This is a genomic window from Nostoc commune NIES-4072 (assembly GCF_003113895.1).
Lineage (GTDB): Bacteria > Cyanobacteriota > Cyanobacteriia > Cyanobacteriales > Nostocaceae > Nostoc > Nostoc commune.
The window spans coordinates 2,184,423-2,196,775 of the sequence record NZ_BDUD01000001.1 but is presented as its reverse complement, the minus strand read 5'-3'; the positions used below and the strand labels follow the sequence as shown (position 1 = coordinate 2,196,775).

8 protein-coding genes are annotated in these 12,353 nt (G+C 36.9%); 7 read left to right on the top strand and 1 reads right to left on the bottom strand.

The window, feature by feature from the left end:
* The first annotated feature begins 13 nt into the window (after nucleotides 1-13).
* From CDC33_RS09875 to CDC33_RS09850, 6 genes are all read left to right on the top strand, one after another.
* Complete coding sequence (locus tag CDC33_RS09875) at nucleotides 14-769, top strand: class I SAM-dependent methyltransferase (protein WP_109008333.1); 756 nt, start codon at nucleotides 14-16, stop codon at nucleotides 767-769.
* A 150-nt stretch (nucleotides 770-919) separates the two neighbouring features.
* Entirely contained in the window at nucleotides 920-5,029 is a 4,110-nt protein-coding gene (locus CDC33_RS09870; protein ID WP_109008332.1) for a non-ribosomal peptide synthetase, read from the top strand.
* Nucleotides 5,029-6,405 carry a cytochrome P450 gene (locus CDC33_RS09865; protein WP_109008331.1) on the top strand — a complete coding sequence of 459 codons (1,377 nt, stop codon included), beginning with the start codon at nucleotides 5,029-5,031 and terminating at the stop codon, nucleotides 6,403-6,405. The genes CDC33_RS09870 and CDC33_RS09865 overlap by 1 nt, the downstream gene beginning before the upstream one ends.
* 63 nt (nucleotides 6,406-6,468) lie before the next feature.
* A complete protein-coding gene (locus CDC33_RS09860; protein ID WP_109008330.1) occupies nucleotides 6,469-7,335 on the top strand; it encodes an SDR family NAD(P)-dependent oxidoreductase in 867 nt (288 codons plus the stop codon).
* Nucleotides 7,336-7,693: 358 nt separating this feature from the next.
* Nucleotides 7,694-9,058 carry an MATE family efflux transporter gene (locus CDC33_RS09855; protein ID WP_109008329.1) on the top strand — a complete coding sequence of 455 codons (1,365 nt, stop codon included), beginning with the start codon at nucleotides 7,694-7,696 and terminating at the stop codon, nucleotides 9,056-9,058.
* Nucleotides 9,059-9,209: 151 nt separating this feature from the next.
* The gene (locus tag CDC33_RS09850) at nucleotides 9,210-10,091 is read left to right on the top strand and encodes an oxidoreductase (protein WP_109008328.1); all 882 of its coding nucleotides are present in this window, start codon (nucleotides 9,210-9,212) and stop codon (nucleotides 10,089-10,091) included.
* A gap of 259 nt (nucleotides 10,092-10,350) precedes the next feature.
* On the opposite strand, the gene CDC33_RS09845 is transcribed toward CDC33_RS09850, so the two are convergent.
* Nucleotides 10,351-11,013: a hypothetical protein gene (locus CDC33_RS09845; protein WP_109008327.1), complete on the bottom strand. Its 663-nt coding sequence runs from the start codon at nucleotides 11,011-11,013 to the stop codon at nucleotides 10,351-10,353.
* Between the two features lie 199 nt (nucleotides 11,014-11,212).
* Here CDC33_RS09845 and CDC33_RS09840 point away from each other — a divergent pair, with 199 nt between their 5' ends.
* Complete coding sequence (locus CDC33_RS09840) at nucleotides 11,213-12,307, top strand: DUF4350 domain-containing protein (protein WP_109008326.1); 1,095 nt, start codon at nucleotides 11,213-11,215, stop codon at nucleotides 12,305-12,307.
* Nucleotides 12,308-12,353: the final 46 nt, after the last annotated feature.

The window sequence follows — 12,353 nt, the reverse complement described above, 5'->3', positions numbered from 1 at the left end:
GGAAAAATAGTTTATGTCTCTACTCAGTCCTATTCCAGATTATGAAGCTTTTGCTCGGATGCAGAATGAATTAAAGAGTACACATGAAGAAATAGTAGCAGGTGTAATACCTATTTTAGAAAACTTAATGCTACAACATATTCCTAAGGAAGCAGATATTCTCGACCTTGGTTGTGGTTCAGGAAAATTGGTACAACAGCTTCATCTTAAAGGGTATCAAATGACTGGACTTGATGCTTCTAAAGAACTGTTGCGTTATGCCAGAATCAACGCACCTAAGAGTAAATTTATCCTTAATGATATACGTCAATTTGAACTACTACCTACTTTTGATGCCGTTTTATCGCATCTTGTTCTACTATTTATTTTAACCCCTGAAGAATTAACTTCTGTTTTCCGAAACGTCTATGCAGCACTCCGAGATAATGGATTATTAGTATTTACTATACCAATAACAGATTGGTTTCATGAAATTAGTCCACCAATTTTCGACCATGTTAATGTTAATGACGAATGTGCATTGATTGAAATATTCCACTATAAACCAGAAGAAAGGATTTGGGAAATTAAGGTTACTGGATTTGAGTTAATGGAAAATATGTGGAAACGTTCAGATACTACTTGGTTCAGAAAAGATTTCTTTTTATCAGACGTGCAATTGGGCCTAGAAAAAGCTGGTTTTAAAGAGATTAGTTATTACAAGCTCAAAGATTTTGGATCTGACGATAATAGTATGGCTTGCTTTGTTTGTCGAAAGAAAGCAATATAAGGTGCAATTTAAAATGTAGAGATGAGATATATACCTTCAAATAAATAATAGGGTTACACATATATAAAATTAGATTGTTATGAATTGGACTGTTAGATAGTTCATACCCAATCTAATACGAAAGCTTTAGGATGGATACAGGTGCAAATCATGGATCAAAAATACTCTAATTTATCACCCGCTAAAAAAGCCCTTCTAGAAAAATGGAAGGGAGGAAGGTTTCAAGTCGATACTATTCCAAAACGTCAAGTTTCTAAGAATATTCCTTTATCTTTCTCCCAACAAAGATTATGGTTTATTGACCAACTTTATCACGGGAGTTATTTTTATAATATTCCTATTGCTTTTCATATCAAAGGACAGTTAAATATTATAGTCCTTCAACAAAGTTTGAATGAAATCCTCAACCGTCACGAAGTTTGGCGCACAAATTTTACACTTGTAAATGGAGAGCCAGTACAGAATATTGTGCGCCAACTAAATTGGGATTTACCCATTATTAATTTCGAGCATTTGTCTGGTAAAGATTGGGAATCAGAGGTTAAAGAACTTGCAATAGAAGAAGCAACAAAACCCTTTAATTTAGCTTCATGTCTTTTAGTCAGAGCCGCTTTAGTACGCTTAAGTGAAGAGGAACACGTTTTGCTTGTTACCATGCACCACATTATCACCGATGGATGGTCTTGTGGTGTGTTCCTGCGGGAGTTGTCAACACTGTACGCTGCTTTCTCTACAAATCAGCCCTCTCCCTTACCTGAACTCCCCATTCAGTATGCAGATTTTACCATTTGGCAGCGCGATCGCATCCAAGGTGAATTCCTCGCAACCCAATTAAATTATTGGAAACAACAACTCAAGGGTGAGTTACCTGTACTCCAATTACCCACAGACCGTCCGCGACCTAACGTTACTACTTTTACTGGTGCTAAACAGTACTTTACATTCTCCACAGTTTTAACTAATGCACTCAGACAATTAAGCCAGCAAGCAGACACAACTTTATTTATGAGTTTGCTGGCAGCATTTAACATATTATTATATCGTTACACAGACCAAGAAGATATCTTAATTGGTTCTCCAATTGCCAACCGCAACCGCGCAGAATTAGAAGGGATGCTAGGTTTATTTGTTAATACTTTAGTGTTACGTAATAAGCTTAGTGGTAATCCCAGTTTTTGCGAATTTTTACATCGAGTGCGTGAAGTGACTCTCGATGCTTATGCACATCAGGATTTGCCTTTTGAGATGCTTGTAGAAGAACTACAACCCGAACGCGACTTAAGTAGAAATCCACTTTATGAGGTTATGTTTGTCCTACAAAATACTCCAACGTCTGTGGAACAAGTGTCTGGATTAACTTTGCGTACTTTAGACTTTGACAGTGGTACAGCTCAACTAGATATTTTCCTATCTATGTCTGAATCTGAAGAGGGATTAACAGGATGTTTGGAGTACAATACGGATATTTTTGATTCAACAACAATTACCCAATTTATCAACAACTTTGAGACCCTATTGGAAAATATCGTTGCAAATCCAGAGCAACATCTCAGTGAATTGTCTCTACTAACTCCTTCTGAGCAAGAGCAACTATTATTTAAGTTTAATCAAACTCGTACAGATTATCCCCAAAATGCATCTCTGCATAAATTATTTGAGCAGCAAGTTGAACTCACACCTGACTCTTTAGCACTAATTAGCGAGTCAGAGCAATTAACTTATCGTCAACTTAACCATAGAGTTAATCAACTTGTACATTATTTACAAAAACAGGGTGTAAAAAAAGACACTCTGGTTGCTCTATGTCTAGAACGCTCCATAGATATGGTAGTAGGAATTATAGCTATTCTGAAAACTGGCGGTGCATATATTCCTCTTGACCCAAGTTATCCAGTAGAGCGTCTAAATTTTATGCTCTCTGATTCTCAAGCATCGCTGTTAATTAGCAACCAAGAGATATTAAAAATAGTATCATTATCTTCGAGTAAAATCGTTTGTTTAGATATCCACAAAGACAAAATTGCTCAAGAAAGTTTGGAAAATCCTATTGACATCTCTGCATCTGATAATCTCGCCTATATTATTTACACTTCTGGTTCAACTGGAATACCTAAAGGTGTTCTTGGCACTCATCGCGGTACAGTCAACGGCTTACACTGGTTATGGAAAACCTATCCTTTTACCGAAAAAGAAGTTTGTTGTCAAAAAACAGCCATTAGTTTTGTAGATTCTGTATGGGAAATTTTTGCTCCTTTGCTTCAAGGAATTCCTACAGTAATTATTAGCAATGCAACTGTACTAGACCCACAATTATTTATAGAAACTCTAGCGCATCACAAAGTTACTCGGATCATACTTGTACCTTCATTTCTACGCTTACTTCTTGATAATTATAGCCATCTAGCCAAGAAGTTATCACAGCTAAAACTCTGGATAAGTAGCGGAGAAGTACTTTCTGTTAAGTTAGTTAAAACTTTTCAAGAATTAATACCATTTGCGAGACTCATCAATCTTTACGGCTCATCGGAAGTTTCCGCCAACGCCACTTACTACGACACTAGTTTATTGCAACAAGCAACCAATGTACCTATTGGTCGTCCGATTGACAATACCCAAGTTTATGTGCTAAATCGTGATTTACAACCAACACCGATAGGAGTTGTTGGTAAACTTTATATTGGTGGTGACGGATTGGCAAAAGGTTATTTACATCGTTCAGAACTAACTGAAAGAAGATTTATTAGTAATCCCTTTATTCCCGGAAATAAACTTTACAAAACAGGCGATTTAGTCCGATATATTAAAGATGGTAATATTGAATATTTAGGTCGAGATGATGAACAAGTAAAAATTAGAGGCTTTCGAGTAGAATTAGGTGAAGTTGCGACTGTTATTGCACAACATCCAGACGTACAACAATCGGTTGTAATTGCCAGTAGTGATGCTCAACAAAATCAGCGTTTGATTGCATATCTGGTGACAGATAAACAGGATATAGCTACACAATTGTTGCCAGAATTGCAGCAAAAGTTGCCTAACTATATGCTACCGTCTACTTTTGTTGTACTGGATAAACTTGCACTTACGCCTAATGGTAAAGTAGACAAACTTGCGCTACAAAATAACGAAATTACACAATATAATAGTAATAAATCGTTTGTTATTCCTAGAAACTTTACGGAATTAGCTTTAGTAAAACTTTGGGAAAACCTTCTAAATACTAGACCTATTGGGGTAATAGACAACTTTTTTGACTTGGGTGGACATTCATTTTTGGCTGTCCGCTTGATGGCTCAGATTCAAGATAAATTTGGACATAATCTTCCCCTGTCTACTCTTTTTGAAAATCCCACAATTGAAAAACTAGCGACTATTGTTAGTCAGCCATTCCGTCAAACTTCTAATTCTCATCTAGTAGCAATTAACTCTTCTGGTGACAAAATACCTTTCTTCTGTGTACATGGTGCTGGTGGAAATATTAGCCCATACTTTAATTTATCCAAGAGGCTTGGTGAAGATTATCCACTTTATGCTTTGGAAGATACTCTAGAAAAAGAAAAACCAGAAGTTATTTCCGTAGAAGAAACAGCAACTCGTTACCTACTAGAAATCCGTAAAATACAGCCAAATGGCCCTTATCTTTTAGGTGGTCATTGTTACGGCGGTGTACTAGCTTTTGAAATAGCGCAACAATTACAAAAACAGGGACAAACAGTAGGTTTATTGGTTGTTATCGATGCCATATTATCAGAAACACGCATTGAAACTACAGACGATGATGATGCAAAATTTTTACTTCGCATAGCTGAATCAATAAAAACTGATAATAATATAGATTTTTCAGTACCTTTTGAAGAACTTCGAGATTTGCCATTAACTGAGCAACTTAATTTAATTAATCAAAAGGGCAATTTCATCTTTAGTGATGCAGAAATTGAAGATTTTCTCCGTTATTACAAACTTTTTAAAGCGCATGTTCAAGCTATGCGGAATTATGTGCCTGAAGTGTATCCTCAATCTATAACTTTATTTCGAGCTAACAAAGAAATAATTCATGACTTTGATAATCCCGAATGGTATACTAATGACCCCTTACTAGGTTGGGGTAAATGTTCTAGTCAACCTATTCAAGTTATTGAAGTTCCCGGCGATCATTTCTCGATTTTTGTTGAACCTCATATTCAAGAATTAGCTAAACATCTCAAAGATTGTATCGATAATGCTGTATGCGTTCTAAATAATGGGAGTAAAAGAAGCTGATGAAACTACCCCCAGGGCCGAAAACTCCTTCTTGGTTAATCGGTCTGCAATTCGAGAGCGATCCCTTTGGTTATATGGACGCTATTTTCAAAGATTATGGTGACATAGTTACTCTAATGTTTGGTTCTACACTAACAATTTATGTCAGTAATCCTTTAGGAATAAAGGAGATTTTCACAAACACTAAGGAAATTACAGCTAGGGGCGAATTGAATTTGGGTTTCGCCTTGATGACAGGAAATCAAGGAGTTCTCCAACTTGATGGTTTAATTCATAAAAATCGACGCAAATTGTTAATGCAAAGCTTTCATGGAGCGCGGATGCAAGCCTGTGGGCGACGTATCTGTGAACTCACAGAAAAGATTATCAGTAAACAGACATTTGGAAAGCCTTTTGTTGCATACCAAACAATTGAAGATATTACCTTACGAGTGGGTATAGAAGTTGTAATGGGTTTAACTGAAGGAAAGCTTTCTGAAAAAATTAAGCATTTGTTTATTTCTATTATGAGATATGGACAATCACCAATAGATAAGATTCTGAGGAATATTTTTGGAGAAAGAAATTTAGGTCGATGGAGTCCACAAGGATATCTCCTCTACCTTCAACAAGAGCTTTTTCAATTGCTATTGACTGAGGTTGAAGAACGTCGTAAGCAAGCAGATTTTTCACGCGCTGATATGATTAGCGATCTGATCTTTGCTGAAAATGAAACAGGTCAATCATTAAGCAATCAAGAAGTACGCGATCTGTTATTATCCCCCATATTTGCAGCTGGTGATGCTTCTGGAACTGCGATCGCTTGGTCTTTGTATTGGATTCATCGTTTACCTGCTGTGCGATCGCGTCTACTATCAGAACTTGACAGTCTTGGCGAAAACCCTGACCCCATGAGCATTTTTGCACTACCGTACTTAAATGCTGTTTGTAATGAAGCTTTGCGAATTTACCCAACTCAGTTATTTGCATTTCCTAGATTGGTAGAGTCTCCAGTTAAAGTAATGGGCTACGAGTTGAACCCTGGAACAATACTACTTGCTAATATTTATTCGACACATCAGCGTGAAGATTTATATTCACAACCAAAAGAATTTCAGCCAGAGCGCTTTTTAGAAAAACAATATTCTCCCTACGAATTTCTACCATTTGGTGGTGGTTCTCGTGTGTGTATTGGCGGAACTTTTGCCCTATTTGAAATGAAACTGATATTAGCAACTATTCTTTCACGTTACGAATTAGAGCTAGTCAGTCAGCGTCCAGAACGCCCCAAATTTGGAGGTTTGATTTGTTACCCAGCTAGCGGCGTGAAAATGGTTGTGCATGGTCTACGTCAAAATAAAGGACAGCTACAACCACTTGTTTCTGGCTCGTTTTAGCAATCGGATTTATAACCCGTTTTTTTCAAGCTAAAAATATATTTCATTATCGAGGAAGTAAATATGACAAAGAATAATAAAGGTGCTGTCGTTATAACTGGAGCATCCACAGGCCTTGGCCGAGCAACCGCGCTTTTACTAGATAAGCAAGGATATCGAGTTTTTGCTGGAGTCCGCACAGAACAAGCTGGTGAATCTTTAAAGCAGGCTGCATCTGGAAATTTAATACCCATTATCATAGACATCACAAATGCCCAAGAAATCAAATCAGCTTCAGAATTTGTCTCATTGGCGCTCGGTAATGAAGGATTATTCGCATTAATTAATAATGCATATTCTGGGGTAGACGGGCCATTAGAATGTATTCCAATAGACGATATCAGATGGAATTTTGAAGTAAATGTTATCGGTCAAATTGCAGTCACACAAGCTTTTTTACCAATGCTCCGACAAGCGAAAGGTAGAATAATTAATATTAGTGCTATTTGTGGTAGATTCGCCATACCATATAGAGGACTTTTATCTACTTCCAAAATTGCACTTGAGGCAATTACAGATACTTTGCGAATTGAATTACGTTCTAGTGGAATTGAAGTACTATCCATATTACCAGGGGGAATAATTACCCCAGAACAGGCTGACAAAGTAGAAGCTGATTGCCAGAAAGTTTTAGGTAATATGTCAACCGAAATGAAAGCTATATATGGCAAAAATTTCAGAAAATGTATGGAAAATTCCGTAAAAGGAAATCGCAGTGAAGGTTTACCAGTTGAAAAAGTTACAGCAGTAATATTGCAGGCTCTTCAAGCTCCGAAACCCAAAAGAGAATATTTTGTTGTGCAATCACCGTGGCAGATAAAGCTGTATGCATTGTACAAAAGATTAGTACCACACCAGTATTTCTATGACAATCTTTATAAGGATATATGAAAAACATTAAAATTACTATTTTACACTTCTTTCCTTGTTGTTAAATAATATCTGTAGCAGAGTATAGTAAATATGCAAACTTAATATACTCATTAATTACTCACAGCAGATTATCGTTTTTGTTCCTTAGTTTCTAAAGCTAATGGAAAAGATCCAATTAGTACAGCAGATACTTGCGATTATTAATTAATAATGGGGATTTTACAACCTTGGTCGCAATAAATCTTTGAAAAAATCCCACTATTAGAGAGTTGCTGGGTTTATTCCAGGAGTTAGCAAAGGAGATGGAGTTAGAAGCAGTATCGCGTTAAACCTTTAGTTAAGGTTAAGTAACCTGTAACGACCCAAAAATCAAAAAATGACTTTACAAAAACAATCTCAAATCACAAATGAAATCCTTCAAGGCGATCTGATCAAACTGATGTTTAAGTTGTCTATTCCCAGCACTCTGGGGATACTGATGCTGAGTTTAAACACTTTTATTGATGCTTTATTTGCCGGAAGATTCATTGGTGAAACTGCTTTAGCTGGTATCTCACTTGCACTACCACTTACAAGTATAGTCAATGGATTTGGTCTTTTGGTTGGTGTAGGTTCTGCTTCAGTTCTCAGTCGAGCTATTGGTTCAGGAGATATTAAAACTCAGTCTAAAATATTTGGTAACCTCACAGTGATGGGTGTTGCAATCTCCTTGTTTATTACAATTATTGGTTACAAATTTGGTGAAGAATTAATTCTATTTATGGGAGGAAGTGGTGAAGTCGCTTCTGAAGGCACAAAATATTTTAAAACTTATATTTTAGGTTCAGTTTTTTTGATAATAGCAGAAGCTTGTATCGAAGTCATAAAATCAGAAGGAGAAATTAGGTTAAGCACAATATTTAACTGGGTTTTCGTTATTGTTAACATTTTATTAAATTATATATTTACCAGTGTATTTCATTGGGGAACCCAAGGCATTGCTCTTGCTACAGTTGTGGCGATGGTTGTTTATAGTATTATCAATTTAGCTTATTTTATTAGTGGCAAAAGTTCTATTCCAGTTAATCTTAAAAAGTTAGCGATCGCCATATATTTACTACCACCAATCTTATCAGTGGGAATCTCAGCACTATTTTATCCAGCGATGATATTGGTTCAAGAAGCTGTGATGTTTAATTTAATTTCCGATTACGGAAAAAATAGTGATATTGCTTTCTTTGGAGCAACAATGAAAGTTGTTTCATTAGTTTTTATTCCTGTCGTTGGTTTTGCACAAGCATTACAACCTGTAATTGGTATGAACTATGGTTCCAAAAATTATAGCAGGGTCAAAAAAGCATACTTAATTTTTGCAATAATTGGAGTTATCGTATTACTACCCATTTGGCTGCTTTTACAATTATCTCCTAGTACATTTTTAGGCATAATTTTGCCAGGAATTAATTTTACAAAAGATGATATACTAAATTTTAGAGTTCTTAATATGTTAACACCGCTATGGCCTTTAGCATATTGTGGCAATACTCTATTTTTATCTATAGGTAAAGGTAAGATTGTATTATTAGCTATATTTTTAAAAAGCATAGTTCTAAACGTACCAATGATGCTTTTATTATCAAAATTGATCGGTTTAAGAGGTATATATTTTGGCTCATTATTTGCAGATACCTTATTTATGTTTTTAGTTTTTATTTTAACATTTATAGAATTTAATAATTTATCTAAACTTAAACTTATCTGATATTTTTATTAATTTATATTGAGATTATATTAATACTCAATATGAAGCCTTAAGGTCTTACTTTACGGTGCAGAATTTGATTTAACTATCATTATTGAGTAACAGTAATCCATCTATTTCACAACTTTTTATTACTCAATGGAGAGTTTTCATGGTGACATCTTCTATTTCTCAAGAACGGGTGTGGTTTATTACTGGTAGCTCAAGCGGTCTTGGTCGAGCTTTAGCAGAAGCAGTACTAGAAAAAGGTGAAGCGGTAGTTTTAACAGCACGAAAAGCTGAGAAAGTTGAAGATTTAGCTTCAAAGTTTCCAGGTCGTGCCATCGTGGCGCAACTTGATGTTAGGAAACCTGAAGAGGTAAGGGAAGCAGTAAAGCAAGCAATTGCTTACTTTGGACGTATTGATGTACTTGTTAACAATGCCGGGGTTTCCACTATTGGGACAATTGAGGAAGTCAGCAATGAAGAAGTTCGTCGTCTATTTGAAACCAACTTTTTTGGTGTTTTAGAAACGCTACGGGTAGTGTTACCTTATATGCGACAACAACGTAGCGGACACATTCTTAATGTTTCATCAGTAGGTTGCTTTTCCACTGCTACTGCCTGGGGATTCTATAACAGTAGTAAACTTGCGCTAGAAGGAATTTCTGGAGCATTGCTAAGTGAAGTTGCTCCATTCGGCATTAAGGTTACAATTGTTGAACCTGGTGCTTTCCGTACAGATTTTATTAAACGTTCTGTTGCTGTAATTGATACTCAAATTGAAGATTATGAAATATCAATTGGAAATATACGTCAGAATATGTGGGATCACGATTTAAACGCACTTGGTGATCCAAAAAAAGCAGCTTTGGCAATGATTAAAGTGGTTGATAGCGATAACCCACCTATCAGATTGGCACTGGGAGCAGATACGGTAGAAACTATTGAAAGTGTATTGCAGTTTATGAAAGCAGAATTAGATGCTTGGAGAGAAGTATCTATGAGTACTGATGTTGACGAGGTTGTAATGAATAAAATCTCGCTACCGTAGAGTTATCTATGAAGGTAACTGTGCTTACTCCTGGATTTCTCACAAGTTTTGCGTAGCTTGCCGCCGTAGGCATCACTATTACCAAACCTTTATCAGGCTTAGATTTTGAGCGTTTTAGACACTGCACGAATCACAGCAGTATGTGAACGGGGTATTTTATCTCAAGTCTAAGTGGCATAAGCGTTTTGGGCTAATCGTTTAAACCTTTGTGAGAAATCCGGGTTACTGCCTGTGGACGCGGCCTAAGCATCCCTATAACTTACTGTTTCTGGTTTTCTTCCTGATTGTACTTTCTCCGTAGTAACAAAAGAGGGATTATAGTACCCAGGATGGTGGAGGGTTCAGGGACAGATTGAAACTGTAAATCATCTATAGCAAAGTAATCCCCTTTAATTTCAAAGTACTTGATATCATTGCTAGCTCTGGAAAAGCCTGCGTAAGTGTTTGCTCCTTGGGGGGCAGTAAATGATTCGAGCAAATTATCATTACTGTCATAAATACTGAGGATTTCAGGGCCCCCTACTGAATCGGCAATTCCAATTCCTACCTGATTGGCTAAATTGGTAAATTGGAACTTAATTATACCATCATATCCTGAGTTAGCATCAGTACCGCGTTCGCCGCTAGCGCCAGTTGTAATATAGTTAGGTTGGCTTTGGGAACCTTGGTATCTGGCAAAAGTTCCTAGTCCTTCTAGCTCTGTAACGGAAGTCACACCTTGAGCGACATAATCACCGACACCAATTAGAGTACCTGAGGGCTGATCATCAAAATTGATCAAAGTACCAAAAATTGGACTTAGGGATGGACTAGGTGTTCCCACGAACGAAGCTGCTTGCGATGGACTAGACAAGAGGGTAGAAGCGACAGCAACTCCAAGACCAAATGCGATGCCAAAGTTAGTATTGTTTTGTTGAGTCATGAATTTATCTAAATAACAACTGACTATTGACTATATTCATTAAACCAGATTCATTCCACTTTGAAACCGTAATTTTGCGAAGTTATTCTTTCGGATGCGCTTCTGTGTGATACAAAAAAGATGTAGTTAATTTACTTAAAAATAGCTGTAAAAACTCGCTTACAATTTACTCACTCAGAAGTAGCACTCAGGTTTTGGTATGAAACGTTCAAATCGCCTGGCTTGGATGGGAGCGATCGCACTCGCTGCGATCGTTTTGCTTAGTCTTTTTGCGGCTCCAAATAATACTAAAATTAACACTGGCTCTACTTATAACCGCGCCTCCGATGGCTATGGTGCTTGGTATGCTTTTATGCAACAGCAGGGAATTTCTATCAAACGCTGGCAAAAGCCTTTTAGTGACATTCTGCCAGAAAACAACCCTGTTACCTTCCTACTGGTAAGCAGCGATCCAAGGCAGACGACACTGGATAGTCAAAAGCGCGAATGGGTAGAAAAAGGGAATACTTTGGTAATTTTGGGCGCGGCGGCGCGGGTTACAGAAGCGCAGTTTAGCACTATGCAAAAATCACCCCAAGGCAATATTAAAATTGATACACGTAGACGATATAAAAAAGCTAACTCCCAGCAAGTTGATTTAGGCGATCGCTTTGGTGCTATTGTCTGGGAACAAAATTACAAAAAAGGAAAGGTGATTTTTTCTACCACTCCTTATTTAGCCGCCAATGCCTACCAAGATTATTTAAGTAATTTCAAGTATTTAGCCAATTTGGTTAATCAAAAAGGGAACACAGTATTTGTTGATGAATACATCCACGGCTATAAAGATGCCGATGTCAGAAAGAAAGAAAGCGAAGCAGATTTATCTAGTTTTTTTGCTAAAACTCCTGTATTTCCAATATTGGTGCAAGTAGGTATCCTGCTATTAGTATTAATTTGGGCGCAAAATCGCCGCTTTGGCAAGCCAGTAGCTTTAGATACACCAGTTGTAGATAACAGCGAGGCATACATCCAAGCTTTAGCCGGAGCGTTGCAGAAAGCTGATACCACCGACTTTGTTGTAGAAATGGTAGGTAAACAAGAACAACTACAACTCCAAAAAGCCTTGGGATTAGGGCAAATACCTTTAGAACGTGAAGCCTTGATCAATTTCTGGATAGAAAAAACAGGCGCAAGTGCAGCAGAACTAGATGCAGTTTTAAAGCTACAATCTCGCAAACAACCCATCAGTGAACGAGAACTGTTAAGCTGGTTGGGGAAATGGCGAAACATTAGGGGAATTCATAATTTATAATTAATTTTTTTAATTATGCATAATATTTCTGCGTTAGTTATTTATC

Coding starts and splice junctions, on each gene's coding strand:
- CDC33_RS09875 (WP_109008333.1), top strand. CDS start 14: ATGTCTCTACTCAGTCCTATTCCAGATTATGAAGCTTTTGCTCGGATG.
- CDC33_RS09850 (WP_109008328.1), top strand. CDS start 9,210: ATGGTGACATCTTCTATTTCTCAAGAACGGGTGTGGTTTATTACTGGT.
- CDC33_RS09855 (WP_109008329.1), top strand. CDS start 7,694: ATGACTTTACAAAAACAATCTCAAATCACAAATGAAATCCTTCAAGGC.
- CDC33_RS09870 (WP_109008332.1), top strand. CDS start 920: ATGGATCAAAAATACTCTAATTTATCACCCGCTAAAAAAGCCCTTCTA.
- CDC33_RS09865 (WP_109008331.1), top strand. CDS start 5,029: ATGAAACTACCCCCAGGGCCGAAAACTCCTTCTTGGTTAATCGGTCTG.
- CDC33_RS09860 (WP_109008330.1), top strand. CDS start 6,469: ATGACAAAGAATAATAAAGGTGCTGTCGTTATAACTGGAGCATCCACA.
- CDC33_RS09840 (WP_109008326.1), top strand. CDS start 11,213: ATGAAACGTTCAAATCGCCTGGCTTGGATGGGAGCGATCGCACTCGCT.
- CDC33_RS09845 (WP_109008327.1), bottom strand. CDS start 11,013: ATGACTCAACAAAACAATACTAACTTTGGCATCGCATTTGGTCTTGGA.